The sequence below is a fragment of the Burkholderia aenigmatica genome, assembly GCF_048627025.1.
GTDB classification, from domain to species: domain Bacteria; phylum Pseudomonadota; class Gammaproteobacteria; order Burkholderiales; family Burkholderiaceae; genus Burkholderia; species Burkholderia aenigmatica.
On record NZ_CP184468.1, the window covers coordinates 1,184,296 to 1,210,085 of the forward strand.

Below are 25,790 nucleotides of genomic sequence, written 5' to 3' on the forward strand. Positions count from 1 at the left end.
GCCCGGATTTCGCGTCGTGTCGCGCTCAGTGCGGCGACGTAACCAGCGACGCGCTCTTCAGATGAAAGCGCCACGCCATCAGCACGGCCACGCTGGCGAGGCCGGCCGCGAGGCCCCACCAGAGGCCACGGGCACCGAGGCCCACGTGGAACGCGAACCAGTAGCCGGTCGGAAAACCGATGCCCCAGTAGCCGAGGGTCGCCGCGAGCATCGGGATGCGCGTGTCCTTCAGGCCGCGCAGCGCACCCGATGCGACGGTCTGCGCGCCGTCGACGATCTGGAACACCGCTGCGATGCCGAGCAGCGACGCGGCGAGCGACACCGTGGCCGCGTTGGCCGGATCGCCGAGGTTCAGGTACAGGCCGACGATCGCGTGCGGCGCGACGATCAGCACGATGCCCGACAGCGTCATGAACGCGACACCGAGGCCGAGTGCGACGAAGCCCGCATGGCGCGCGGCGACGGGCGCCCCTGCGCCGACCCAGTAGCCGACCCGCACGTTGGCGGCCTGGCCGATCGCGAGCGGCACCATGAACGCCACCGATGCGACGTTCAGCGCGATCTGGTGTGCGGCAAGCGCCGTCGCGCCGAGTACGCCGATGGTCAGGCCGGTGGCGAGGAACAGTGTCGATTCGACCCCGTACGTGATTGCGACCGGCCAGCCGATGCCGATCAGTTCGCCCATCATCGGCAGCTTCGGGCGCGCGGCGGTCACGAAGTGACGGAAGCGCTGCCGGCCGTGCAGCAGCCAGATCAGTGCGAGCGCGGTGAGCCAGATCGTGATGGTCGTCGCCACGGCCGAGCCGAGGAAGCCGAGCCGCGGCAGCCCGAACGCGCCGTGGATCAGCCCGTAGTTGAGCACGCCGTTGACGCCGACGCCGCCGATCGACACCCACAGCAGCCGGCGTGCGGCGCCGATCGCGGGCAGGAAGGCGCGCATCAGCCCGACGCCGATCAGGCTGCCGAGCGCGGCGAAGCGCAGGATGCCCGTGTATTCGCCGACGTGATGCGCGAGCAACGGCGGCTCGTGGAACATCAGCAGGATCGGTTCGGACAGCGACAGCGCGATGATGGCCGGGATCGCGAGCAACACGGACAGCGCGAAGCCGGTCCAGTAGATGTGCGGGACGCGCTCGTCGGCCTTGGCGCCGCGCGCGTGCGCGACGCTGACGCTGACCGACGACAGCACGCCTTGCAGCACGGTCACGATGACGAAGAAGAAGTTCGCGCCGAGCCCGCCCGCTGCGAGCGAATCGGGGCCGAGCGAGCCGAGCAGTACCGTGTCGGTGACGCTCATCGCCATCTGCGAGAGCTGCGCGATCGCGAGCGGCGCGGCGAGGCGCGCGGTATCGGCGGCATGACTGGACAGGGACGGCGGCACGGCGGCCGTCCGTGTAAGACCGGAATGCGACATGGAATGGGCGCTCGCGCGGGTGCGGGCCCGCGCTATATGTATTTATTTTGAGAGACAGCTAGCTTACGGCTTAATTCGAACTGTGTCGAACGCGCGCACCGATGGCCATGTCGCAGGCAGGGGAACGCTAGGCTTCGCGCACGGCAATGCGCGTGTCGCCGAGCAGGACGACCTGGCCCGCGCGGATCTTGCAGGTCTTGCGCAGCTCGACCGCACCGTCGACTTTCACCGCGCCGGACGCGACGATCAGTTTCGCGGTGCCGCCGCTGTCTGCGAGGCCGGTGATCTTGAGAAGGTTGTGCAGCTCGACGTATTCGCCGGTCAGCGTGAAATCCAGATTGGGCATGACGAAGAAGGTGCGCGATGCGCGGGAGGAATCGCCCCGCATCATACGGCACCGCGGGCCGGTGCGCGAGCGCGGTCGGCTGCCGCATGCAGTTGTTAGGGAATGTGAGCCATTCGTCAGCAAATGAAACGGTGGGTAACAGTCTGAGAGATTCGAGAACCGGTCATGCGCGCCGCGGGTCTTTTGTCGTACCTGCTGCGTGTTGCGGCGGGGGACGCCACGGACCGCATCGCTGCGGCTCGGGCTCACAACTTCCTGAGGAGAATTGCCATGTCCAAGATTCGTACGATGCTGATCGGTGCCGCGCTGACGGCGTTCGCCACTTCGGCCGTATTTGCCCAGACGGGCACGGCGGCGCAGGGCGCAGCCGGTGCCGGCATGCAGGCGCAGACGCCGGCAGCGGGTGTCGGTGCAGGCGTGCAGGGTGGTGCGGGTGCGAACGCGTCGGGCAATGCGGTCGGCGGTGCAACCGATGCGGTCGGCGCGGCAGCCGACGGCGCGAAGGATACGGCGTCGTCGGCCGTCCATTCGGCCAAGAAACACGCGAAGCATGCCACGAAGTCGGCCAAGGGCCATGCCGGCTCGGCCAAGGCGAAGACCGGTGAAGCGGCCGAGGGTGGCGCAGCGGTCGGTGCGGAGGGTGGTGCATCGGCCCAGGGCACTACGCAGTAAGCGGTGCCCGATGCCGCGTGACGCTCGTCCCGGACGGCGCGTCGCGACGGCGGCCGTCCGACGGCCCGGTGCGCGTTGCGCGAACCGGGCCGTTTTCATGTGTTGATGTGATGGGGCGCGCCGTTACGGCCGGCGTTGGCTTTGCCCTTGTCCCTGTCCTTGCGCCGGCCGCACGGCCGCCGGGGTGAATACGCTGCGCAGCCACGCGGCGAGCCGGGCGAACACGTCGTACGGTTCCTCGATGAAGATCTCCGGCTTCAGCAGCCGCAGGTATTCCATGATCTGCTGCGCTTCCTGCTTCTGGAACGAGCCATGCGAGAGCCCGAGCCGCAGCAGCCCGCGCAGTTCGCCGAGCTTGTCGCGCGCGGTGCTGCCGACGCTCATCTCGCACGCGAGCTTGGCCTCGTAGACCCGTTGTCGCAGCGATTCCGCGAGCCGCCATGCAGGCGTCTGCATCAGTTCCTCGAGCGTCTGGATGTCTTGCGCAGCCCCCTTGATCTGCGAGGCGAGCGGGTCGACCAGCGACGGGTCGCCCTGCGCTTCGGCGACGATCGCTTTCGCCCAGTCGCGGCACGCCTTCGCGAGTTCGTCGGGGGTCCACTCGGAGCGGAATGCGAAGCCGAAGCCGAATTCGCCGGCCTGCTGCATCAGGATGGCGACGACGTCCGGAAATTCCTTGTCGAGCGTGCGTTTTGCCCACGCGTACTGGCCGCCCTGCAGCATCCGCTGCACCGCGTGCTCGGTCAGCGGCACCATGTTGTCGAGCAGTTTGGCGCGCAGGAAATCCTCGAACGACGGCGTCGCGAACTGCGGGTCGAGTTTCAGCGACACGCGGACGAACGCGTCGTAGTCCTTGCGCAGGGACTCGAGTGTGTCGTCCTTGAGGGAAAGGGTGATCTGGCCCATGAATCGTCTCGATGGCGGCCCGCGCAAGCCGGCGGCCGGCACGGCGCACCGGAGCGGGCGCAGCGTCGACTGACCGGTGCGCGCCGAGGCCGGTGGCGGGTCTTCATTCCCTATATCGGCGTGCCGGACGAAAACTTGAGCGTGCTTGACCGAGCGTGTACTCAGGCGGGCAGCCAGTGGGGCAGCACGACCCCTTGCCAGAGAAAGAACACCGCGAGCCCCGCCGCGATCGTCACGAGCGGGCGGCGGGTGGCTGCCGACACGAGCACGGCGGCCAGCGCGCCGACGAGCTGCGGATTGCGCCAGGTCAGCTCGGCCGTACCGCCGTGCGGCGAGACGGTCATCGGCACGATGATCGCGGTCAGCACGGTGACGGGCACGAAGCCGAGCGCGGTCCGCACGAGCGGCGGGAAGGTCAGCCGTTCGCCGAACAGGAACAGCGTCGAGCGGATTGCGTACGTGATGACCGCCATTCCGAGAATCAGCAGCGCGTAGCTCACGATGCGGCCTCCGTGCGCGAGCCGGCGCGCGTGCGTTCGTGCAGCAGCGTGAGCGCGACGCCGATCGCGACGCCGGCGGCAACTGCGCCGAGCAGCCCGAGCTTGTACGGCCAGCCCTGCCAGAAGTACGCCAGCGTGCCGGCCGTCACGGCCGCCGCGAAATAGCGCAGCGTGCCGAGCTGCGGGACGACGATCGCGATGAAGGTCGCCGCCATCGCGAAATCGAGGCCGAGCGACTGCAGGCCCGGGAACGCGGCGCCGAAGCCGATGCCCGCGAGCGTCCAGACCTGCCAGTTCAGGTACATCGCGAGCCCCGAGCCGAAGAAGTAGTGGGGGCCGATCGCACCGGGCGGGAAGTGCCGGTAGTGCGCATAGGCGACCGCGAACACCTCGTCGGTCATCAGTGCGCCGAGCGTCGCGCGCCAGCGCAGCGGCAGGTGCGCGACATAGGGCGCGAGCGTCGCGCTGTACAGCAGGTGACGCAGGTTCACGATTAGCGTGGTCGCGAGCACGACGACGAAGCTCGCGCTGCCCGCGATCAGGCCGAGCGCGATGAACTGCGCGGAGCCCGCGAACACGGCGAGCGACATCAGCGCGCCATGCCACGGGGCGAGCGGGCCGCCGCCAACGAGCGTGCCGAAAATCACGCCGAACGGCGCGGCGCCAACCATCATCGGGATCGTGTCGCGCGCGCCGTCGAGCCATTCGTTGAACGGGCGGCGGGCAGGCGATGCGGGTGTCGGGTTCAAAGGGTGCTCCTCCATGAACTGGAGGATAGCGGGCAGGTGACCGGCCGGCTTGTATGTTCTTGCGCTCGCGGGATCGGGCCGGTGCCTGCACGCTTGCGGGCGCCGCCCGCATCGCGGTGGCGGGCCGTGCGCTGCCGTGTGTCAGCTCGCCTGCCAGCGCCCGGGCGGCACGCCGAACATGCGTTTGAAATGTCGGGTGAAGTGGCTTTGGTCGACGAAGCCGCTGGCTGCCGCGACATCGGCGACGGGTACGCCCGCGCGCAGCGGCGCCAGCGCGCGCTGCAAGCGCAACTGGTTGCGCCACGCATGCGGCGGCATGCCGGTCGTGCGGGTGAACAGGCGCGCCGCGTGGAACGGCGACAGGCCGGCCGCGTGTGCGACTTCGTCGAGCGTCACAGTGCACATGAGATCGGCGGCGAGCCGCTCGCGCATCGCGTCGACGCGCGGCTCGTCCGCCGCGAGCGGCGCCGGTCGCGGCAGGGCATCGGCATGGCGCACGATCAGCGTCGACAACGCATCGAGCATCGCCGTCTCGGCAGCGAGCGGATCGTAGATGCGCGGTGCGCCGGTCGCCGGATCATGCGCCGGCTGCCCGTGCGCCTGCAAGGGCAGGGCGCGCTCGCTGCCGGCCTCCATCATCCGGTGCGCCAGCGTGAGCCGGGCCGCAAGATCGGCGTCGCGAATCACGTCCGGCGCAAACCACGGCGCGTCCTGCGGGCGGCCGGCAATCGCACTGGTGAGTTCGCGGATGAATTCGACCGGCATGTAGCTGACGCGATAGCACCAGCCCTCGTCGGCCGCGCGCGAACCCGTATGCACCTCGCCGGGATTGATCACGGGCACGGAGCCGGTTTCGGCGACATAGCCGCTGCCACGATAGGTGAAGCGTTCCGCGCCTTCGAGAATCACGGGGATCGTGTACGCGTCGTGCCAGTGCGGTGCGAACGTGTGGTCGCGATAGGTGGCCGTGACGAGATCCGCATCCGGCAGCAGCGGCGTGCGCCAGTAGCGTGCTGAGTCGGGAAGGCGGGTGGCGGACATGATCGGGCGCGGAAGCGGTCGAATCGACAGTGTATCGCTCGCGCGCCCGGCAGGCGTGCGCTTTACTTGACCGGAATCGTCGTCCCGGCCGGCATCGGCACCGCGGTGACGGCGTTCTTCGGGCTGCCGCTGACGATGCGGTCGCTGTAGGTCAGGTAGACGATCGTGTTGCGCTTGGCATCGACCACGCGCACGACATGCAGGGTCTTGAAGATGAACGACATGCGCTCGCTGAACACGTCGGTCTGCTGCTTGAGCGGCTCCTTGAAGCTGATCGGGCCGACCTGCCGGCATGCGATCGACGCTTCGCTCGGATCCTCGGCGACGCCGAGCGTGCCCTTGATCCCGCCGGTGCGGGCGCGCGACACATAGCAGGTCACGCCGTTCACGACCGGATCGTCATATGCCTCGACGACCACGCGATCGGAGCCGGTGACGCGGAAATGGGTGTTGACGCTGCCGACTTCCTCCGCGTGCGCGAGCGGTGCCGCGGCGAACGCGGAAAGCAGGAGGGCGAAGGGGGCTGAGCGGAAGAGGCGATGCTTCATCGACGGAACCGGATGCGAATGCGGGACAGAGACTCTAGCATGCGCACGACCGGGCGATGAAAGGCGAAAGGCGGGCCGGAAAAACAAAAGGCCCGTCGAATGACGGGCCTTTCGCTATTTGGCTCCCCGACCTGGGCTCGAACCAGGGACCTACGGATTAACAGTCCGGCGCTCTACCGACTGAGCTATCGGGGAATAAATCGGTACATCTGCATGCGTGTTTGTCTACCAGCAAAAAGCCCGTCCACTTTCAACGGGCCTTTGCGTTTTTGGCTCCCCGACCTGGGCTCGAACCAGGGACCTACGGATTAACAGTCCGGCGCTCTACCGACTGAGCTATCGGGGAACAAACAACAACAGCAGAGAAACGAGATTGTATGGAGTGTTCGCTAACCTGTCAATAGTTTTGAGCGACGAGGCACAAAATTTTTTGCAGGGTCGCCGTGCGATCAGCGCTCGAGCAGGTGCAGCTTGTCCTGCACGTCCTTCCACTCGTCCGCGTCGGCCGGTGCCGGCTTGGTCTTCGTGATCGACGGCCAGTCCTTCGCCAGCTCGGCGTTCAGCGCGGTGAACTGCTGCTGGTCGCCCGGAACGTCTTCTTCGGCATAGATCGCATTGGTCGGGCACTCGGCGACGCACACGGCGCAGTCGATGCACTCGTCCGGATCGATGGCGAGAAAGTTGGGACCTTCACGGAAGCAATCCACCGGGCACACATCCACGCAGTCCGTGTATTTGCACTTGATGCAGCCTTCGGTCACAACGTGAGTCATTAAAACGCTCCTGCTTGGCGGTATATATGGGGTGGCGTTTGCGCCAAAACCGGCATTGTAACTGAAGCGCAAAACCCGCATGGCGTGGTCGGCTATCCGGCTTATATCGTTTCGTGATTAGTTTATGGGGGCCCGCCCAGAGGCTCGCCGAAGGGGCACGCCCAGCGGGCCGCATGTACCGTACGCAGGTGCGGCCGGAGCAGGGCGGCAGGCGGTTTCACGATGGTCGGGCCCGCATTCGGGTAACATGGCCGACAGACCGGGCGGCGCGCGGTGCGCCGGGGCCCTGTCTCGATATTGGCGGTGCCGTAATCATGATCATCACTTCGCTGCTCGACACGGATCTCTACAAGTTCACGATGATGCAGGTCGTCCTGCATCACTTCCCCGCTGCAAGCGTCGAATACCGTTTCCGGTGCCGCACGCCCGGCGTCGATCTCGTGCCGTACATCGACGAGATTCGCGACGAGGTGCGCGGCCTGTGCGCGCTGCGTTTTTCCGACGTCGAACTCGACTACCTGCGGCGGATGCGCTTCATCAAGAGCGATTTCGTCGATTTCCTCGCGCTGTTCCACCTGAACGAGAAGTACATCTCGATCACGCCGTCGCCGAAGGGCAACGGCGAGATCGACATCGCGATCACGGGGCCGTGGCTGCACACGATCCTGTTCGAGATCCCGGTGCTCGCGATCGTCAACGAAGTGTATTTCCGCAACACGCAGCGCGAGCCCGACTATCGCGAAGGCCGCGAGCGGCTGTGCGAGAAAATCAAGCTGCTCGGTGCGAAGCCGGAATTCGCCGACTGCAAGATCGCCGACTACGGTACGCGCCGGCGCTTCTCGAAGGTCTGGCACGATGAAGTCGCGCTCACGCTGCGCGACGGCCTCGGCCCGCAGTTCGCGGGCACGAGCAACGTGCTTTACGCGATGAAGCACGGCATCACGCCGCTCGGCACGATGGCGCACGAGTACCTGCAGGCATGCCAGGCGCTCGGCCCGCGGCTGCGCGATTCGCAGATCTACGGCTTCGAGATGTGGGCGAAGGAATACCGCGGCGACCTCGGGATCGCGCTGTCGGACGTCTACGGGATGGATGCGTTCCTGAACGACTTCGACATGTACTTCTGCAAGCTGTTCGACGGCGCGCGCCACGATTCGGGCGATCCGTTCGAATGGGGCGAGCGGATGCTGCGCCATTACGAGTCGAACCGTTGCGACCCGCGTACCAAGGTGCTCGTGTTCTCTGACGCGCTCGACATCCCGAAGGTCATGCAGTTGTACGAACGGTTCCGTGGCCGCTGCAAGCTCGCGTTCGGCGTCGGCACGAACCTCACCAACGATCTCGGCTATGTGCCGCTGCAGATCGTGATCAAGATGGTCCGTTGCAACGGCCAGCCGGTCGCGAAGCTGTCGGATTCGCCGGGCAAGAGCATGTGCGACGACAAGGCGTATCTCGCGTACCTGCGCCAGGTGTTCGGCATCGCGCAGCCGGTCGAGGAAGACGCGTCGAAGTAAGCGTCGGCCGAACGGCCAAAACTGCGTTGGGGCGAGGTCGGCCGGTATAATCCGACGGTATCGCCCGCCAACGTCACGAGGACCGTTCATGGACACTTCCGCTGCCCGTCGCCAGATCCTCGCGCGCATTCGCGCGGCGCAGGGGCGTGCGGCCGAACCCGATGCGGCCGAGCGCGACGGCGTTGCCGACTATCTCGCCCGTCATCCGGAGGGCCCGCGTCCGCCGGCGCCGGCCGATCTCGTCGCTGCATTCGTCGACGAAGCGGCCCGTCTGTCGACGACGGTCGACGAAGTCGCGACGTTTGCCGACGTCCCTGCCGCCGCGGCACGTTACCTTTCCGCTCACGGCCTGCCGACGCAGGCCGTCGCGTGGCGCACGCTGACCGATTTCGACTGGGCGGGCGCAGGCCTGTCGGTCGAATGCCGCAAGCCGCGCGACGGCGATCTGGTCGGCCTCACCGGCTGCTTTTGCGCGACCGCCGAAACCGGCTCGCTGGTGCTGTTGTCCGGCCCCGATACCTATGCGTCGGCCGGCCTGCTGCCGGAAACACACATCGCGATCGTTCCCGCTTCGCGGATCGTCGCCGGTCACGAAGACGCGTTTGCGCTGATCCGCGGGGAGCGTGGCGAATTGCCGCGCGCGGTCAATTTCGTGTCGGGCCCGTCGCGCACGGGCGATATCGAGCAGACCATCGTACTGGGCGCGCACGGCCCGTACCGCGTTCACGTGATCGTCGTACGGGGCGCATGACGCGCCCGCCGCATCCACTACCACTCGAACAAGGAAGTTCTGCATGAAACGACATGCCGCCTGGGCGGGCATGGCGTCGGGAATTGCGCTTGGCGCCGTTCCCGCGCTTGCATCGGCCGCAACGCTCGACGGTGCCACGCTGTCTGCTCTCTGGGGCATCCCGTTCGCCGGGATCCTGCTCTCCATCGCACTGTTCCCGCTCGTCGCCCCGGTGTTCTGGCATCACCACTTCGGCAAGATTGCGGCCGGGTGGGCGATCGTGTTCCTGATCCCGTTCGCGTTCGCGTTCGGCGCGGGCACCGCGTTCGGCACGCTCGTGCACGCGCTGCTCGAGGAATACATTCCGTTCATCGTGTTGCTCACCGCGCTCTATACGGTCGCGGGCGGCATCTGCGTGAACGGCAACCTGCACGGCACGCCGAAACTGAACACCGCGATCCTCGCGCTCGGCACGCTGCTCGCGAGCGTGATGGGCACGACCGGTGCCGCGATGCTGCTGATCCGGCCGCTGCTGCGCGCCAACGACAACCGCAAGCATGTCGTGCACGTCGTGATCTTCTTCATCTTCCTCGTCGCGAACGCGGGCGGCTCGCTGTCGCCGCTTGGCGATCCGCCACTGTTCCTCGGTTTCCTGAATGGCGTGAGCTTCTTCTGGACGACCACGCACCTCGCGCTGCCGATGCTGTTCATCTGCGCGGTGCTGCTGACGCTGTTCTTCGCGCTCGATACGTACTTCTACCGGAAGGGCGGCGAGGAACGGCCGGCCGTGCTCGACCCGACACCCGACAGCGACAGGCTGTCGATCGACGGCAAGATCAATTTCGTGCTGCTCGCGGCCGTGATCGGCCTGGTGCTGATGAGCGGCATCTGGAAGCCGGGCATCATGTTCGACGTATGGGGCACGCACGTCGCGCTGCAGAACCTCGTGCGCGACGTCGCGCTCGTGGGCGTGACGCTCGCGTCGCTCGCGCTGACGCCGCGCTCCGCGCGCGAGGGCAACGCGTTCAACTGGGCGCCGATCGAGGAAGTCGCGAAGCTGTTCGCGGGGATCTTCGTGACGATCGCGCCGGTGATCGTGATCCTGCGCGCCGGCGCCGACGGCGCGTTCGCGCAGATCGTCCATCTCGTCACGGGGCCGGACGGCAAGCCGATCGACGCGATGTACTTCTGGGCGACGGGCATCCTGTCGTCGTTCCTCGACAACGCGCCGACCTATCTCGTGTTCTTCAACCTCGCGGGCGGCGATGCCCAATCGCTGATGACGACCGGCGCGTCGACGCTCGCCGCGATTTCCGCCGGCGCGGTGTTCATGGGCGCGAACAGCTATATCGGCAACGCACCCAACTTCATGGTGAAGGCGATCGCCGAATCGCGCGGCGTGAAGATGCCGAGCTTCTTCGCGTATCTCGGCTGGGCGCTGGTCGTGCTGATACCGGTATTCCTGCTGACATCGTGGCTCTTCTTCACGGCGTAAGCTGACGATTTTCAACCTAGAGCGGGCGGTCCCGGCGGCGCACGGCGCGCTGCGATCCGTCCGCGGCATGCGGAGATGGCGATGCAGAAGATCCTGGTCGCGCGTCCGATCTTTCCGGACGTGATCGAGCGGCTCAAACAGTATTTCGACGTCGACTGGAACAACGGCGACGCACTCGCTCCCGACGCGCTCGCCGCGCGTCTCGCCGACAAGGACGGCGCGCTGACGGCCGGTGACCCGATCGGCGCGGCCGAGCTCGCGGCGGCGCCGCGCCTGCGCGTCGTGGCGAACATGGCGGTCGGCTACAACAATTTCGACATGGCCGCGTTCAACGCGGCGAACGTGCTCGGCACCAACACGCCCGACGTGCTGAACGAGTCGACCGCCGATTTCGGCTGGGCGCTGATGATGGCCGCGGCACGCCGGATCGCCGAATCCGAGCACTGGCTGCGGGCCGGCCACTGGCAGAAGTGGGCGTACGACGGCTTCCTCGGCAGCGACATCTACGGCTCGACGCTCGGCGTCATCGGCATGGGGCGCATTGGCCAGGCGCTCGCGCGCCGCGCGCGCGGCTTCGGGATGCAGGTGATCTATCACAACCGGTCGCGCGTCGCGCCCGAGATCGAGGCCGAGCTGAATGCTGAATACGTGTCGAAGGACGCGCTGCTCGCTCGTGCCGATCACGTCGTACTCGTGCTGCCGTACACGAAGGAGAACCATCACACGATCGGCGCGGCCGAGCTCGCGAAGATGAAGCCCAGCGCGACGCTGACCAACATCGCGCGCGGCGGGATCGTCGACGACGCGGCGCTGGCCGTCGCGCTGCGCGACGGGACGATCGCCGCGGCCGGCCTCGACGTGTACGAAGGCGAGCCGACGGTCCATCCGGCACTGCTCGAGGTGCCGAACGTCGTGCTGACGCCGCATATCGCGAGCGCGACCGAAAAAACGCGCCGCGCGATGGCGAACCTCGCCGCCGACAACCTGATCGCCGCGCTGGGCGAGGGGCCGCGCGCGGGGCAGCCGCCGAATCCGATCAACCCTGACGTGATCGGGAAGCCGCGCGCATGACGATGACGTTGTTGCTTGCGGCGGTCGTCGTGCTGGCCGTCGCGCTTGCCGTGGCGATCGTCGCGCTCGTGCGTGGCGGTGGCCACCACGACGATGCGGCGGTACTGGGCGATCAGATCGAGGACGCCGCGCATGCGCAGGCGCGCGCGGTCGAGCGGCTCGAACGCGAATTGCGCGGCGAGATCGTCGAGAACGCGCGCGGCTCGCGCACCGAGCTGGCCGGCAGCTTCGCGCAGCTTCAGCAGACGCTCGCCGCGCAACTGACGAGCGTGGCGACCGTGCAGAACAACCAGATCGAGGGTTTCGCGCAGCAGCTCGGCAAGCTGGTCGCGGGCAATGCGCAGCAGTTCGACGCAATGCGCGAGAGCGTGCAGCGCCAGGCGCAGCAGGCGCGCGAGGAGCAGACGGGTGCGCTCAGGCTGTTCGGCGACACGTTGAACCGGCAGCTCACGCAACTGACCGAGGCGAACGACCGCCGGATCGGCGAGGTGCGCGCGACGCTCGAACAGCGGCTGAAGGAAATCGAGACGAACAACGCGGCGAAGCTCGAGGAGATGCGCCGCACCGTCGACGAGAAGCTGCACGCGACGCTCGAGCAGCGGCTCGGCGAATCGTTCAAGCTCGTGTCGGACCGGCTCGAGCAGGTGCATCGCGGGCTTGGCGAGATGCAGACGCTCGCGGCGGGCGTCGGCGATTTGAAGAAAGTGCTGACCAACGTGAAGACGCGCGGCACCTGGGGCGAAGTGCAGCTCGAGGCGCTGCTCGAACAGATGCTGACGCCCGAGCAGTACGCGAAGAACGTTGCGACGGTGCCGAAGAGCAGCGAGCGCGTCGAGTTCGCGATCCGGCTGCCGGGGCGCGATGCCGGCACGCGCGACGCGCCGCCCGTGTGGCTGCCGATCGACGCGAAATTCCCGCGCGAAGACTACGAGCGGTTGATCGATGCGCAGGAGCGCGCCGATGCGGTGGCGGTCGAGGAAGCGGCCCGCGCGCTCGAAGCGCGCGTGCGGCAGGAGGCGCGCACGATCGCCGAGAAGTACGTCGCGCCGCCGCACACGACCGATTTCGCGTTGCTGTTCCTGCCGACTGAAGGGCTCTATGCGGAGATCCTGCGTCGTCCGGGGCTGACCGACCTGCTGCAGCGCGACTATCGCGTGACGGTCGCTGGCCCGACAACGCTCACCGCCTTGCTGAACAGCCTGCAGATGGGCTTCCGTACGCTCGCGATCGAGCAACGGTCGAGCGAAGTGTGGCAGGTGCTCGGCGCGGTGAAGACGGAGTTCGGCAAGTTCGGCGACGTGCTTGCGCGCACGAAGTCGCAGCTCGAAACGGTCACGCGCTCGATCGAGGCCGCCGAGCAGCGCACGCGCGTGATGAACCGGAAGCTGAAGCAGGTCGAGGCGCTGCCGGGCGACACGGCGGCCGGGCTGCTTGGCGCAGAAAGTGTCGACGGCGCCGATGCGGACGACGCATGACGCACATGGCCGACATCGGCCTGAACGCAAAAACGGGCGCCGCGGCGCCCGTTTTCTTTTGCAGCGCTTGCCGGCATGGCCGGCGAGCGGTCAATGCCCGGCGAGCGTATCCAGCGCGTCGCCCGTGACGCGTACGATGCGCCAGTCGGGCAGCACGGTTGCGCCCATCTTTTCGTAGAAATCGATCGCAGGCTGGTTCCAGTCGAGAACCGACCATTCGAAGCGCGCGCACCGGCGTTCGACGGCCAATGCCGCGAGGTGACGCAGCATCGCGGTGCCGAGGCCCGTGCCGCGCTGCGACGGCTGTACGTACAGATCCTCGAGATAGAGGCCGCGACGGCCGAGGAACGTCGAATAATTGTGGAAGAACAGCGCATACGCGACGATCCCGCCGTCGCGTTCGGCCACGCGCGCCTCGGCAGCAGGGTGCGCGCCGAACAGCGCGTCGGCGAGATCGGCCTCGGTCGCGACGAACAGGTGCGTGAGCTTCTCGAACTCGGCCAGTTCGCGCATCAGCGCGAGGATCGCGCCGACGTCGCGCGCTTGGGCTGCGCGGATCAGCGGTGTGCTGCTCACGCTTCCTCCGGCGGATCGGACAGCACGATCTCGATGCCGCCGAAGCGCGATGCGACCCAGTTGTACGCGTGGCACGCGATCCACAGCAGCACGAAGCCGAGGATGGCGTTCAGCAGCAGCGCGCTCAGGATCGTGCTCAGTTCGACCATCCCGTAGCGAATGTATGCGACGAGAATGCCGAGCAGCACGATCGGCACGCTGAACGTCAGGTACACGAGGATCAGCGCCTTTGCGGTCTGCCCCGCGGCGATCGACGAAATTTGTTTCTTCATGTGCGGATTGCCCCGTAGAGAGTTACCGATAGTGGAATTCAGATCAGGCCGTCGAGCGGCAGGATGTCGACCGGGGTGCCCGCGTCGACTGCCGCGGTATCGTGGCCCAGGACGATGAAACAGTTGGCGGCCGAGAGGCCGCTCAGCGACGCGGAACTCTGCGAGCCCGCCGGTGCGACGTGCCAGCGGCCGTCGGCGGTGCGTGTCGCGATGCCGCGCAGGTAGTCGGTGCGGCCCGCGCGCGACTTCAGCGCATGCGTGCTGAGTGCCGTATGCATGGCCGGCGGCTGGGCCTGCGCGCCGGCCAGCGTCAGCAGCGCGGGGCGCACGATCGCGTAGAACGTCACGGCTGACGCGACCGGATTGCCGGGCAGCCCGAAAAACAGCGCGCGACCGGCGCCCTCGGCCGCGCGTGCGAGCGTGCCGCACGCGAGCGGCCGGCCGGGACGCAGCGCGAGGCTGGCGAACGTCACGTCGCCGAGCCGTGCCATGACGTCGCGCGTGAAGTCGGCTTCGCCGACCGATACGCCGCCCGACGTGATGACCGCGTCGGCCTGCGCGGCGACGGCGTCGCGCAATGCGGCTTCGAGCGCGACCGGGTCGTCGCGGACGATCCCGAGATCGACCGCGTCGACATGCAGCCTTTCGAGCATCGCGATCAGCATCCCGCGATTGCTGTCGTACAGTGCGCCGGGGCCGAGCGGCTCGCCGGGCTCGCGCAGCTCGTCACCGGTGGAGAACACGGCGACGCGCACGCGCCGGCGCACCGTGACCTGGGTGATACCGAACGACGCGAGCAGGCCGAGATCGGACGGCCGCAGGATGCGGCCCGCGGCGAGCGCGCAGGCGCCGCGCGCGAGATCCTCGCCGGCCTTGCGGCAGTTCGCGCCGCGCGCGATGTCGTGCGCGGCGAAGTGGATCGTGTCGCCGTCGACGCGCACGCGTTCCTGCGGAATCACCGTGTCGCAGCCGGCCGGCATCGGCGCGCCCGTCATGATGCGCACGCAGGATCCGGCCGCCACGGCGCCGTCGAACGGATGGCCGGCGAGCGCGGTGCCGGCGACCGTCAGCGCGACGTCCGCTTGCGGGCTGGCGCTACCGTCGAACGCATAGCCGTCCATCGCCGAGTTGTCGTACGCGGGAATGTCGAACGGCGCGTTCACGTCGGCCGCGAGCACGCGGTCGAGCGCATCGCGCAGCGTGACCGTGTCGCACGCGTCGACGGGCACCGCGAAGCGGCACGCGAGCGCCTGCGCGTCGGCGAGCGACAGCGGGGCAGCGGAATCGGGTGCGGTTCGGGAGATGGGCGAGGATTGCGTGATCATCAGTCGGACTGCGCCGCAAGGCGTATCGGGTTCGTGGCCGGTGGCGCGAGGAGGGCGCCTGGACGCGGGTTTCGCGTGCGGCAGGCGCCGGGCGGGAACCGCATGGGTGCCGTCAGCGGCGGGCCAGCGCGGCGAGTTCCTGCCAGGAGTTGGCATTGTAAAACGCACGCTCGTCGTGAAACTCGACTTCGACCGTCTTGTGGCGTGCGTACCACGCACGCACCTTGCGATCACCGGTCGCGAGCCGGGCGGCGAGATCGTCGGCCAGCGATGTGCGCAGCAGCGCGAACGTCGGCTGCGGCGAGCGTGCCTGCTGCGCGTCGACGGTTACCGCCATGGCGATGTCGGCCTGCTGCGCATCGAGCGCCGCCTGCAGCCGTGCGACGAGATCGGCAGGCAGATAGGGCGTATCGCATGGGGAGCACGCGACGAGCGGCGCGCGTGCCGCCCGCATGCCGGCGAGCAGGCCCGCGAGCGGGCCGGGGAAGTCGGGCGTTGCGTCCGCGACGATGCGCGCGTCGAACGGCGCACCGAGCTCGGCATAGCGATCGGCATGACGATTCGCGCTGATCAGCGTTTCGTCGACCTGCGGCGAGAGGCGGCGCAGCACGTGCAGCGCGAGCGGCGTGCCGTCGAGCAGCTGCAGGCCCTTGTCGACGCCGTCCATGCGCGTGGCGCGCCCGCCTGCGAGCAGCAGGCCGGCGATCGTCGGAGAGGCGGTAGCGGGCATCGTGAGAAGGCGGGAGGGGCAGCGTGCGTCAGCCGCCGATATACGACATTTCGACCCGCTTGCCCGCGCCGTCGGGCAACGCGTCGGCAGACGCGCTGCCGCGCAGTTGCGAATAGCGGTCGGTGCGGGCCTGCCAGATGCGGGCGATCGCGGTCGCGATCTCGGCGTCGCTCGCGCCGCCGCGCACGAGCGCGCGCAGGTCGTGGCCCGTCGACGCGAACAGGCACAGGTACAGCTTGCCTTCGGTCGACAGCCGCGCGCGCGTGCAGTCACCGCAGAAGGCCTGCGTGACGCTCGAAATCACGCCGATCTCGCCGCTGCCGTCCGCATAGGCCCAGCGCTGCGCGGTTTCTGCCGCCGTGTGCGGCTCGAGGGGCACGAGCGGGACGTGTTCGGCGATCCGTGCGATGACGTCCGCCGATGGCAGCACTTCGGTCATGTTCCAGCCGTTCGACGTGCCCACGTCCATGTATTCGATGAAACGCAGGATCACGCCGGTGCCGCGGAAACGCTCGGCCATCGGCAGGATCTCGCTGTCGTTGGTGCCGCGCTTCACGACCATGTTGACCTTGACCGGTGCGAGGCCCACGGCCTGGGCGGCGAAGATGCCGTCGAGCACGTCGGCGCTCGCGAACTCGGCATCGTTCATGCGCTTGAACAACGTATCGTCGAGCGCGTCGAGGCTGACCGTCACGCGCGTGAGCCCGGCGTCCTTCAGCGCGCGCGCCTTGCGCGCGAGCAGCGAACCGTTGGTCGTGAGCGTCAGGTCGAGCGGGCGGCCGTCATGGGTGGTCAGGCGGGCGAGGCGCTCGATCAGGAATTCGAGATTCTTGCGCAGCAGTGGCTCGCCGCCCGTGATGCGGATCTTTTCGACGCCGTGTGCGACAAAGAGTCGCGCCACGCGCTCGATTTCCTCGTGCGTGAGCAGCGCGCTGTGCGGCAGGAACGGGTAGTCCTTGTCGAAGACCGCGCGCGGCATGCAGTACACGCAGCGGAAGTTGCAGCGATCCGTCACCGAAATGCGCAGATCGCGCAGCGGCCTGGCGAACGTGTCGGCCAGCGTGCCGTCCGGGGCATGCGGGATGCCGGAGACGTCCGGCATCCCGCTGACGTCGGCGAGAGGAATGATGCGTCGGGACATGTTGAAAGAAGTGCGAACCAGACCTCTATTTTAGCCGCAAGCGGCGGGTCGGTCCGGTGGGCGGAAACCCGCAGCGCGGACGTGAAAAAGCCCGCCGGAGGCGGGCTTTTTCTGGTCGGACGATGCGTCGATCAGTGATGCGTCGTTTCGACCTGCTGCATCGGGGCCGTATCGGCCGGCGGCAGCGTCTTGCGTTCGCGCGGCACGCGCGCCGGACGCGGGAGTTGCGACGCGGCTTCCTGCGCGGCGGCGAACTTGCCGGCGTCCGTGTTCACCCAGACGAGACCGGCCTGCTCCAGCACGGCATCCAGGCTCGCCGAAGCGGGCGCGGCTGCCGGTTGTGCAGGCGCCGGTGCCGCTGCGGCGACGGCCTCGACCGGCGCTGCTTCGACATGGGCCGGCTCGACAGCCACCGGAGCGGCTTCGGTCGTCACGGCCGGTGCGGCCTGCTCGACGGGTGCCGGCTGCGGCGCCTCGACAGCGACAGGCGCTGCCGGCACTTCGAACGCGTCGGTCGGCGAAACCGCGACCGGAGCCGGACCGGCTTCCGTATCGACGGCCGGTGCAACCGGTGCCGGTTCTGCTGCGTGGGCGACAACCGCTGCTTCGACCGGTGCTGCTTCGACGTGTACCGGTGCCGGCTGCGGCTCGACAGCGGCCGGTGCTACCGGTTCGGCATGGTGCTCGACCACGGCTTCGACGACAACGGCGCTTGCCGCGGCGGCTGCCACGACGACTGCCGGTGCGGCCGTGTGGACCGGTTCGGCAGCAGCCGGGGCTTCCTGCGTCTCGGCTTGCACGGTGGTTTCGCCCTCTGCGCCTTGCTCGGCGTGGTCGACGACTGCGCCGTCTTCCTCGCGTTCGCGACGACCGCCGCGGCGGCCGCGACGGCGACGACGGCGTTCCTCGCCATCACGCGCGCCGGCTTCCGCATCGGCTGCCAGATCGGCGCCGGGCAGTGCTTCTGCGACGGCCTGGTCGGTTTCCGGTTCCGGATGGGTTTCGCCACGGTTGACGGTTTCGAGCGTAGCCGCATGCTGGGTCGGCTTGCGACGCTCGCCGCGCTCGCGACGTTCCTGGCGCTCGCCACGACCGGCTGCTTCGACGCCTTCCGGCTGCTCGGCACGCTCACGCGGTTCGCGCGGTTCGCGGTTTTCACGCGGTTCGCGCGGCTCACGGCCTTCGCGCGGGCCACGGCCCTCACGACCTTCACGGCCTTCGCGGTTCTCGCGACCTTCACGCGGTTCACGACCCTCGCGCGGTTCGCGGTTCTCGCGCGGCTCGCGCGCTTCACGCGGTTCGCGTGCTTCCTTGCCTTCGCGTTCCTGGCGTTGCGGCTGGCCGCGGCCTGCTGCAGCCTGGTCTCGGCCGCCTTGCGCCTGCTGGGCACCGCCGCGACGGTTGCGGTTGCGATCGCCGCCGCGTTCGCCGCGTTGCTCGGACTTCTGTTCGCCGCGAGCCGGACGGGCTGCCTGCTCCTTGACCGGTGCCGGAGCAACCGGTGCGGGCGCGGGCGCCGGCGACACGCCGAACAGGCCCTTCAGCCAGCCGATGAAGCCGGTGCTTGCCGGTGCGACAGGCGCGGGCGCGGGTGCGGCAACGGGTTCGACCGGGCGCTGCGGGGCCGGGCTCGGGGCCGGACGCTCGGGCGTGATGCCCTTGACCGCGGCTTCCTGCTTCGGCTTCACTTCCGCCGCACGCTTGCTGTAGCCGGTTTCCGACTCGAGTTCGCGGGCGGCTTCCTCGGCCATCTTCCAGGACGCGCGCGGATCGTCGAGACGTGCGTCGTCGTGGCGCAGGCGTTCGAGCTTGTAGTGCGGCGTATCGAGGTGCTTGTTCGGGATCAGCACGATGCCGACCTTGAAGCGCGACTCGATCTTGTTGATTTCCTGACGCTTTTCGTTGAGCAGGAAGGCGGTCACCTCGACCGGCACCTGGCAGTGGATCGCCGCGGTGTTTTCCTTCATCGCTTCTTCCTGAATGATCCGCAGGACCTGCAGCGCGGACGATTCGGTATCGCGGATGTGACCGGTGCCGTTACAACGCGGGCAGGTCACGTGGCTGCCTTCCGACAGGGCCGGACGCAGGCGCTGGCGCGACAGTTCCATCAGGCCGAAACGGGAGATCTTGCCCATCTGGACGCGCGCGCGGTCATGCTTGAGCGCGTCTTTCAGGCGTTGCTCGACTTCGCGCTGGCTCTTCGCCGATTCCATGTCGATGAAATCGATCACGATCAGGCCGCCGAGGTCGCGCAGGCGGAGCTGGCGGGCGACTTCGTCGGCCGCTTCGAGGTTCGTGCGGGTGGCCGTTTCCTCGATGTCAGCGCCCTTGGTCGCGCGCGCCGAGTTCACGTCGATCGCGACGAGCGCTTCGGTGTGGTCGATCACGATCGCGCCGCCCGACGGCAGCGGCACCGTGCGCGAGTACGCGGTCTCGATCTGGTGTTCGATCTGGAAGCGGGAGAAGAGGGGCACGTCGTCGTGGTAGCGCTTCACCTTCGCGACGTTGTCCGGCATCACGATGTCCATGAATGCACGGGCCTGATCGTGGATCTCGTTCGTATCGATCAGGATTTCGCCGATATCCGGCTGGAAATAGTCCCGGATCGCGCGGATCACGAGGCTCGATTCCAGATAGATCAGCATCGGCTGGCCGGGGTTGCCGCTTTGCGACGCCGCTTCGATCGCGCGCCACAGTTGCAGCAGGTAGTTCAGGTCCCACTGCAGTTCCTCGGCGCTGCGGCCGATGCCCGCGGTACGGGCGATCATGCTCATGCCGTCCGGGATCTGCAGTTGCGCCATCGTCTCGCGCAGTTCCTGACGCTCGTCGCCTTCGATCCGGCGCGACACGCCGCCGCCGCGCGGGTTGTTCGGCATCAGCACCAGGTAGCGACCGGCGAGCGAGATGAACGTGGTGAGGGCAGCGCCCTTGTTGCCGCGCTCTTCCTTCTCGACCTGGACGATCAGCTCCTGGCCTTCGCGCAGGGCATCCTGAATGCGCGCGGAGCGCATGTCGATGCCTTCCTTGAAGTACTGGCGGGCGACTTCCTTGAACGGCAGGAAGCCGTGGCGGTCTTCGCCGTAGTTGACGAAGCACGCTTCGAGCGACGGCTCGATACGGGTGATGACACCTTTGTAGATATTGCCTTTGCGCTGTTCGCGCCCGGCTGTCTCGATGTCGATGTCGATGAGCTTCTGCCCATCGACGATGGCGACGCGCAGCTCCTCCTGCTGCGTCGCATTGAACAGCATGCGTTTCATGAACGACTCCAGGCGGCTCTGCTGGCGGTGCCTCGCGGTTGTCAGTCGCGAGGGCGGGAACGACGGCAGGCCGCGCCTTGTTGTGTTGTCACAAGCACGCTGGAGCGGGAACGATGGCGGGGAGAATTGCCTGAAGAGGCGCTTGGGCCCGAAAGACGGGGCCGGCGGCCGTAGGGCACCTGCGAATACGGCTTCAAAGCACGGCGTTCACACACCGCACGCTGCAAAAGCGCGCTAAGCCTGAGTCCGGGCATTGCCACGGGCGCGCGCAATGGGTCGCGCGCGCCGACGGGCGGCAGATGCTGCGGCTTGGGCCGCAGCGGGGAGTATCGAATCCAGCCCGACTTTCCCGCTTGGGGTGTACTTCCCTGGTTTGACGTCGCCAAGTCCCGCACGCTTCGCGGAACCAAATCGGGCGCAACGCCGTAATTTTCGCAACCGGCAGCTTGCGGACGCACTTCGCGCCGTCTGGCTGCCGATCGAATTCTTTTCAACCAACTTTCCGTTACCGCGGCGCCTTGCCGACCGAATCCGCCTGTGGGCGCGATCCTTGCCGGCGAGCGGTGCCGTGCGTGCAACTTGCTGCATCTCTTTGATTAGGGGCGAGCAGCAGACCCCCGGCGCAAGTAAAATAGCGGTTTGCGCTTGCGCCTTGCCCGCTCAGTCCGGGCAGGCCGGTGAGGCCGCCCGCAACGTCAGGCTGGGCAAAATTATATTCAGTATGAACGAGTTAGGCAAAATATCCCAGAATTCGGTCGCAAGCGGCCAGGTATCGATGCTCGAGATCGACGAAAGCTCGGCCGGTCAGCGTATCGACAACTTCCTTTTGCGCGTCTGTAAAGGCGTGCCGAAAAGCCATATTTACCGGATCCTGCGCAGCGGCGAAGTGCGCGTGAATAAGGGTCGGGTCGATGCGCAGTACCGGCTCGCGTTCGGCGACATCGTCCGCGTACCACCGGTGCGGGTGGCCGCGGCCGACCTCGCGCGCGCCGAGGCGACCATCGTGCCGCCCGCGCACTTCGAGGTGCTGTTCGAGGACGACGCGATGCTCGTCATCAACAAGCCGGCCGGGGTCGCGGTACACGGCGGTAGCGGTGTCGCGTTCGGCGTGATCGAGCAGATGCGCCAGTCACGCCCGCGCGCAAAATTCCTCGAACTGGTGCACCGGCTCGACCGCGAAACGTCCGGCGTCCTGATGCTTGCGAAGAAGCGCACGGCGCTGGTGGGTCTGCACGAGCAGATTCGCGAGAACAGGATGGACAAGCGCTACTTCGCGTGCGTCCACGGTGAGTGGCAGTCGGACTGGGGCCGCCGCCGCGCGGTGAAGGCCCCGCTGTTCAAGTATTCGACCCCGGAAGGGGAGCGCCGCGTGCGTGTGCAGGACGACGGACTGCCATCGCACACGGTGTTCAACCTCGTCGACCTTTGGCCGGAGTACGCGCTGCTCGAAGCGGAACTCAAAACGGGTCGGACCCATCAGATCCGTGTGCACCTCGCGCATCTCGGCCTGCCGATCGCCGGCGACGCCAAGTATGGCGATTTCGCACTGAACAAGGCGCTGGCGCGCGCGAATGCGCAGCCGTCGTTGAAACGGATGTTCCTGCATGCGTACCGGCTGCGGCTCGCTCACCCGCTGACCGGCGAGGCGCTGCAGTTCGACGCGCCGCTGCCGGACGAATGCCGGCGCTTCCTCGACCAACTCAGCGCACTGCGCGATAACGCCTGAACCGCATGGCTCGACAGCAATTTGACCTGATCGTCTTCGACTGGGACGGCACGCTGATGGATTCGACTGCGCATATCGCGCACAGCATCCAGGCCGCATGCCGCGATCTCGGCCTTCCCACGCCGTCCGACGAGGCGTCGCGCTACGTGATCGGCCTCGGTCTGCGCGATGCGCTGCAGATTACGGCTCCGACCCTCGATCCGTCCGACTATTCTCGGCTCGCCGAGCGCTACCGCTATCACTATCTGCTCGACGACCAGCGCATCGAGCTGTTCGCCGGCGTGCGCGAGTTGCTCGCCGAGTTGCGCGACACGGGCTATCTGCTCGCCGTTGCAACCGGCAAGGGGCGGGTCGGGTTGAACCGCGTGCTCGACCAGTCGAAGCTGACGAGCCTGTTCGACGCGACGCGCTGCGCGGACGAGACCTTCTCGAAACCGCATCCGGCGATGCTGCATGAGCTGTCCCGGGAATTGGGGCAGGACCTGTCGCGCACCGTGATGATCGGCGACACGACACACGACCTGCAGATGGCCGCGAGCGCCGGAGCGGCCGGCGTCGGCGTCGCGTACGGCGCGCACACGGCCGATGCACTGGCTGCGCTCGCGCCGCGCTTCGTCGCACCGGACGTCGGCGCGCTGGCCGCGTGGCTGCGGGAGCACGCATGAGCGCGGCGCCGGATGCCGTGCGCGTGTGCGCTTCGGATGCCCTGGCTGACGGTGGCGCGGGCGTGCGCGTCGACGCGACGCTGCGCGGCGAGCAGGCCGTCGTGTTCTTCGTGCGCTACGAGGGCCAGGCATACGGTTATCTGAATCGTTGCGCGCATGTGCCGATGGAGCTCGACTGGGCCGAAGGGCAGTTCTTCGAATCGTCGGGTCTCTACCTGATGTGCGCGACGCATGGCGCGATCTACGAGCCGAACACCGGCAAGTGCGTCGGCGGCCCGTGCCGCGGCGGCCGCCTGAGGCCGGTCGAGGTCGACGAGCGCGACACGTCCGACGGGCGTGCGGTATTCTGGGTGCCCGACGCCGACCTGCGTCCCGCCGTTCCCGCCACGACCGACTAACCATAACACTGCATGGCCGACCAACCGAATTCCCCGGATTCCTCCTCCCGTCCCGACAGCCGTGAACCGAACTGGGAGCGTGCGGCGCTCGAGCGGATCGCGCTCGCGGCGGTCAAGGAGCAGCGCGCGGCGCGGCGCTGGAAGATCTTCTTTCGCTTCGCGTTCCTCGCCGTGTTCGTGCTGTTCGCGTTCGCGCTGATCGCTTTCTCGAGCGATTCGAAGTTTTCTTCGAGCGGGCGGCATACGGCGCTCGTGACGATCGACGGCGAGATCGCGGCCGGGGTCAACGCGAACGCCGACGACATCAATACGGCGCTCGATGCCGCGTTCGACGACGACGGCACCGCCGGTGTCGTGCTGCGGATCAACAGCCCGGGCGGTAGCCCGGTGCAGGCCGGGATGGTCTACGACGAGATCCGCCGGCTGCGCGCGAAGTATCCGGACAAGCCGCTGTACGTCGTCGTGACCGACATGTGCGCATCGGGTGGCTATTACATCGCGTCGGCGGCCGACAAGATCTTCGTCGACAAGGCGAGCATCGTCGGGTCGATCGGCGTGCTGATGGACGGGTTCGGCTTTACCGGCCTGATGGGCAAGCTCGGCGTCGAGCGGCGCCTGCATACGTCGGGCGAAAACAAGGGCTTCTACGACCCGTTCTCGCCGGAGACGCCGAAGATGGACGCGCATGCGCAGGCATTGCTCGACCAGGTGCACGCGCAGTTCATCAAGGCCGTGAAGGATGGCCGCGGCAAGCGGCTGCACGAGACGCCCGACATGTTCTCGGGCCTGTTCTGGACCGGCGAGAAGAGCGTCGAGCTCGGGCTGGCCGACGGCTACGGCACGACCGACACGGTCGCGCGCGACGTGCTGAAGGCGCCGGATCTCGTCGACTATACGGTGAAGGAAAGCCTGACGAACCGTGTCGCGCGCAAGTTCGGCGCGGCCGTCGGCGGCGCCGCCATGAAGGCGCTGACGGCGGGTGGTGCGTCGGTCAGCTTGCGCTGACCGAAAGCGGGCGGGCCGCAAGGGCCCGCCAGTCGCTTGGCGGTTCGTCTGCTACGGCTTCAGTTCGCCAGCAGCAGGAAGATCGCCGGGCGCTTGTGCAGATTCGGCGCGGGCGCCTTTTTCCAGTCCGCTACGGTGCGGCTCGCGATCGTCTCGGTCGCGAGGGTCAGGTCGGCCGCGACGCAGATCTGCGTCGACGGCGCGCAGGTCGCGACGAGCGTGTCGAGCATCGCGTGATTCCGGTACGGCGTTTCGATGAAGATCTGCGTCTGGCGCGCCTTGCGTGACAGTTGCTCGAGTTCGCGCAGGCGTTTCGCGCGCGCGGCCGCGTCGACCGGCAGGTAGCCGTTGAACGCGAAGCTCTGGCCGTTCAGGCCCGAGGCCATCAGCGCGAGCAGGATCGAACTCGGCCCGACGAGCGGCACGACCTTCACGCCGCGCTCATGCGCGCGGCGCACCAGCAGCGCACCGGGGTCGGCGACGGCCGGGCAGCCGGCCTCCGACACGAGGCCGGCGTCCGCACCGGCCAGAATGGGCGCGAGCAGCCGGTCGATGGCGCCGGCCGGCGTATTGACGTTGAGTTCGCTGATCTCGATTTCCTGGATCGGGCGCGTCGTGCCGATCTTCTTCAGAAACGCGCGGGTCGTTTTCGCGTTCTCGCCGATGTAATAGCCGAGCGTGCCGGCGCGCGCCTGGACGGCTGCGGGCAGCACGGCGGCGAGCATCGATTCGTCGCCTTCGCCGAGCGTGTTCGGGACGAGGTAAAGCGTGCCGGCGGTCATGCGCGGTCTCCACGGGTGGTTGCAAACAACGGGTATTCGGCGGCGCGCAGCATGCGCGTGAGCGCGATCAGCGGCAGGCCGACGAGCGCGGTCGGGTCGTTCGAGTCGATCGCGTCGAGCAGCGCGATGCCGAGCCCTTCGGACTTCGCGCTGCCGGCGACGTCGTACGGCGTTTCCGCGCGCAGGTACGCGTCGAGTTCAGCCTCGGGCAGCGCGCGGAAGCGCACGCGCGTGACGATGTCCTCGACCTGCGCTTCGCCCGTCCGGCTGTCGTACAGGCAGAGCGCGCTGTGGAATTCGACTTCGCGGCCCTGCATCGACACGAGTTGCGCGAGCGCGCGCTCATGCGTGCCGGGCTTGCCGATCTGGAGCCCGTCGAAGGTCGCGACCTGGTCCGACCCGATCACGAGCACGCCGTCCGGCGCGTCGATCGTCGCAGCGACGGCGCGCGCTTTCGCGGCGGCGAGGCGCAGGGCGGTCGCGGCCGGCGTTTCGCCGTCGTGCGGGGTTTCGTCGAGGTCGGGCGACACGACGTCGAAGGGGATGCCGAGGCGCTCGAGGAGCGCGCGGCGGTAGCGTGAACTGGAGGCAAGAATCAGCCGCGGCGGGCGGCAAACGGTATCCGGCATGGTCGGTTGGATCGGTGAGTCGTCGGGTGTTGCGCAGCGTTGCGCGG

General features: G+C 67.8%; 26 protein-coding genes and 2 tRNA genes. 10 read left to right on the forward strand and 18 right to left on the reverse strand.

The genetic code is table 11. The features are described 5' to 3' along the window. Positions 1–25: 25 nt before the first annotated feature. Positions 26–1,414, reverse strand: coding sequence for a multidrug efflux MATE transporter NorM (gene norM, locus ACN8ZM_RS05615; RefSeq protein ID WP_205821098.1), 1,389 nt, complete (start codon positions 1,412–1,414; stop codon positions 26–28). Positions 1,415–1,541: 127 nt separating this feature from the next. After that, the gene (locus ACN8ZM_RS05620; RefSeq protein WP_006486208.1) at positions 1,542–1,760 is read right to left on the reverse strand and encodes an RNA-binding S4 domain-containing protein; all 219 of its coding nucleotides are present in this window, start codon (positions 1,758–1,760) and stop codon (positions 1,542–1,544) included. A 270-nt stretch (positions 1,761–2,030) separates the two neighbouring features. On the opposite strand from ACN8ZM_RS05620, the gene ACN8ZM_RS05625 reads away from it, so the two are divergent. Continuing rightward, the gene (locus ACN8ZM_RS05625; protein ID WP_420210732.1) at positions 2,031–2,432 is read left to right on the forward strand and encodes a hypothetical protein; all 402 of its coding nucleotides are present in this window, start codon (positions 2,031–2,033) and stop codon (positions 2,430–2,432) included. A 123-nt stretch (positions 2,433–2,555) separates the two neighbouring features. Here ACN8ZM_RS05625 and ACN8ZM_RS05630 read toward each other — a convergent pair whose 3' ends face one another. The 8 genes from ACN8ZM_RS05630 to fdxA all read right to left on the reverse strand — a co-directional run bounded on the left by ACN8ZM_RS05630 (position 2,556) and on the right by fdxA (position 6,949). Then, entirely contained in the window at positions 2,556–3,338 is a 783-nt protein-coding gene (locus tag ACN8ZM_RS05630) for a DUF4088 family protein (RefSeq protein ID WP_175023158.1), read from the reverse strand. Positions 3,339–3,499: 161 nt separating this feature from the next. Beyond that, positions 3,500–3,838: an AzlD domain-containing protein gene (locus ACN8ZM_RS05635; RefSeq protein ID WP_043181927.1), complete on the reverse strand. Its 339-nt coding sequence runs from the start codon at positions 3,836–3,838 to the stop codon at positions 3,500–3,502. Then, on the reverse strand, positions 3,835–4,602 hold the full coding sequence (locus ACN8ZM_RS05640; RefSeq protein WP_089450146.1) for an AzlC family ABC transporter permease: 768 nt from the start codon (positions 4,600–4,602) through the stop codon (positions 3,835–3,837). The genes ACN8ZM_RS05635 and ACN8ZM_RS05640 overlap by 4 nt, the downstream gene beginning before the upstream one ends. Positions 4,603–4,728: 126 nt before the next feature. Next, entirely contained in the window at positions 4,729–5,628 is a 900-nt protein-coding gene (locus ACN8ZM_RS05645; RefSeq protein ID WP_043181929.1) for an AraC family transcriptional regulator, read from the reverse strand. A 62-nt stretch (positions 5,629–5,690) separates the two neighbouring features. Next, positions 5,691–6,176: a CreA family protein gene (locus ACN8ZM_RS05650; protein ID WP_420210733.1), complete on the reverse strand. Its 486-nt coding sequence runs from the start codon at positions 6,174–6,176 to the stop codon at positions 5,691–5,693. A gap of 119 nt (positions 6,177–6,295) precedes the next feature. Next, positions 6,296–6,371, reverse strand: a tRNA-Asn gene (locus tag ACN8ZM_RS05655). Positions 6,372–6,446: 75 nt separating this feature from the next. Further along, positions 6,447–6,522: transfer RNA gene (locus ACN8ZM_RS05660), tRNA-Asn, on the reverse strand. A 103-nt stretch (positions 6,523–6,625) separates the two neighbouring features. Further along, a complete protein-coding gene (gene fdxA / locus ACN8ZM_RS05665; RefSeq protein WP_011351384.1) occupies positions 6,626–6,949 on the reverse strand; it encodes a ferredoxin FdxA in 324 nt (107 codons plus the stop codon). Positions 6,950–7,263: 314 nt separating this feature from the next. On the opposite strand from fdxA, the gene pncB reads away from it, so the two are divergent. The 5 genes from pncB (at position 7,264) to rmuC (ending at position 13,234) form a co-directional block, all read left to right on the forward strand. Next, positions 7,264–8,463: a nicotinate phosphoribosyltransferase gene (gene pncB, locus ACN8ZM_RS05670; RefSeq protein ID WP_420210734.1), complete on the forward strand. Its 1,200-nt coding sequence runs from the start codon at positions 7,264–7,266 to the stop codon at positions 8,461–8,463. Between the two features lie 88 nt (positions 8,464–8,551). Next, positions 8,552–9,214, forward strand: a complete 663-nt coding sequence (locus ACN8ZM_RS05675; RefSeq protein WP_420210735.1) for a LutC/YkgG family protein — start codon at positions 8,552–8,554, stop codon at positions 9,212–9,214. A 43-nt stretch (positions 9,215–9,257) separates the two neighbouring features. Then, on the forward strand, positions 9,258–10,688 hold the full coding sequence (locus ACN8ZM_RS05680; RefSeq protein ID WP_043181942.1) for a sodium:proton antiporter: 1,431 nt from the start codon (positions 9,258–9,260) through the stop codon (positions 10,686–10,688). Positions 10,689–10,769: 81 nt separating this feature from the next. Further along, on the forward strand, positions 10,770–11,759 hold the full coding sequence (locus ACN8ZM_RS05685) for a 2-hydroxyacid dehydrogenase (RefSeq protein WP_420210736.1): 990 nt from the start codon (positions 10,770–10,772) through the stop codon (positions 11,757–11,759). Continuing rightward, positions 11,756–13,234, forward strand: a complete 1,479-nt coding sequence (rmuC, locus tag ACN8ZM_RS05690; RefSeq protein WP_043181944.1) for a DNA recombination protein RmuC — start codon at positions 11,756–11,758, stop codon at positions 13,232–13,234. Before ACN8ZM_RS05685 ends, rmuC begins: the two co-directional genes overlap by 4 nt. A 90-nt stretch (positions 13,235–13,324) precedes the next feature. On the opposite strand, the gene ACN8ZM_RS05695 is transcribed toward rmuC, so the two are convergent. The 6 genes from ACN8ZM_RS05695 to ACN8ZM_RS05720 form a co-directional block, all read right to left on the reverse strand. Next, positions 13,325–13,810, reverse strand: coding sequence for a GNAT family N-acetyltransferase (locus tag ACN8ZM_RS05695; protein WP_420210737.1), 486 nt, complete (start codon positions 13,808–13,810; stop codon positions 13,325–13,327). Further along, on the reverse strand, positions 13,807–14,082 hold the full coding sequence (locus ACN8ZM_RS05700) for a hypothetical protein (RefSeq protein ID WP_006476519.1): 276 nt from the start codon (positions 14,080–14,082) through the stop codon (positions 13,807–13,809). The genes ACN8ZM_RS05695 and ACN8ZM_RS05700 overlap by 4 nt, the downstream gene beginning before the upstream one ends. Before the next feature lie 38 nt (positions 14,083–14,120). After that, positions 14,121–15,407 (reverse strand): gephyrin-like molybdotransferase Glp, encoded by a 1,287-nt coding sequence (gene glp / locus ACN8ZM_RS05705; protein WP_420210738.1) that lies wholly within the window; start codon positions 15,405–15,407, stop codon positions 14,121–14,123. A gap of 112 nt (positions 15,408–15,519) precedes the next feature. Next, positions 15,520–16,137, reverse strand: a complete 618-nt coding sequence (mobA, locus tag ACN8ZM_RS05710; RefSeq protein WP_420210739.1) for a molybdenum cofactor guanylyltransferase MobA — start codon at positions 16,135–16,137, stop codon at positions 15,520–15,522. Positions 16,138–16,165: 28 nt separating this feature from the next. Continuing rightward, positions 16,166–17,278: a GTP 3',8-cyclase MoaA gene (gene moaA, locus ACN8ZM_RS05715; protein WP_043181948.1), complete on the reverse strand. Its 1,113-nt coding sequence runs from the start codon at positions 17,276–17,278 to the stop codon at positions 16,166–16,168. A 131-nt stretch (positions 17,279–17,409) separates the two neighbouring features. Further along, the gene (locus tag ACN8ZM_RS05720; protein ID WP_420210740.1) at positions 17,410–20,538 is read right to left on the reverse strand and encodes an Rne/Rng family ribonuclease; all 3,129 of its coding nucleotides are present in this window, start codon (positions 20,536–20,538) and stop codon (positions 17,410–17,412) included. A gap of 721 nt (positions 20,539–21,259) precedes the next feature. Between ACN8ZM_RS05720 and ACN8ZM_RS05725 the strand changes: the two genes are divergently transcribed. The 4 genes from ACN8ZM_RS05725 to ACN8ZM_RS05740 are packed head-to-tail and all read left to right on the forward strand — an operon-like array spanning position 21,260 to position 24,332. After that, positions 21,260–22,264 carry an RluA family pseudouridine synthase gene (locus ACN8ZM_RS05725; RefSeq protein WP_089450676.1) on the forward strand — a complete coding sequence of 335 codons (1,005 nt, stop codon included), beginning with the start codon at positions 21,260–21,262 and terminating at the stop codon, positions 22,262–22,264. A gap of 5 nt (positions 22,265–22,269) precedes the next feature. Then, the gene (locus ACN8ZM_RS05730) at positions 22,270–22,929 is read left to right on the forward strand and encodes an HAD-IA family hydrolase (RefSeq protein ID WP_043181953.1); all 660 of its coding nucleotides are present in this window, start codon (positions 22,270–22,272) and stop codon (positions 22,927–22,929) included. Continuing rightward, the gene (locus ACN8ZM_RS05735; protein ID WP_043181955.1) at positions 22,926–23,327 is read left to right on the forward strand and encodes a Rieske (2Fe-2S) protein; all 402 of its coding nucleotides are present in this window, start codon (positions 22,926–22,928) and stop codon (positions 23,325–23,327) included. The genes ACN8ZM_RS05730 and ACN8ZM_RS05735 overlap by 4 nt, the downstream gene beginning before the upstream one ends. A 12-nt stretch (positions 23,328–23,339) precedes the next feature. Next, positions 23,340–24,332 (forward strand): S49 family peptidase, encoded by a 993-nt coding sequence (locus ACN8ZM_RS05740; RefSeq protein WP_420210741.1) that lies wholly within the window; start codon positions 23,340–23,342, stop codon positions 24,330–24,332. A 59-nt stretch (positions 24,333–24,391) separates the two neighbouring features. Here ACN8ZM_RS05740 and ACN8ZM_RS05745 read toward each other — a convergent pair whose 3' ends face one another. After that, complete coding sequence (locus ACN8ZM_RS05745; RefSeq protein ID WP_043181959.1) at positions 24,392–25,114, reverse strand: SAM-dependent methyltransferase; 723 nt, start codon at positions 25,112–25,114, stop codon at positions 24,392–24,394. Then, positions 25,111–25,743 (reverse strand): Maf-like protein, encoded by a 633-nt coding sequence (locus ACN8ZM_RS05750; protein ID WP_043181961.1) that lies wholly within the window; start codon positions 25,741–25,743, stop codon positions 25,111–25,113. The genes ACN8ZM_RS05745 and ACN8ZM_RS05750 overlap by 4 nt, the downstream gene beginning before the upstream one ends. Positions 25,744–25,790: the final 47 nt, after the last annotated feature.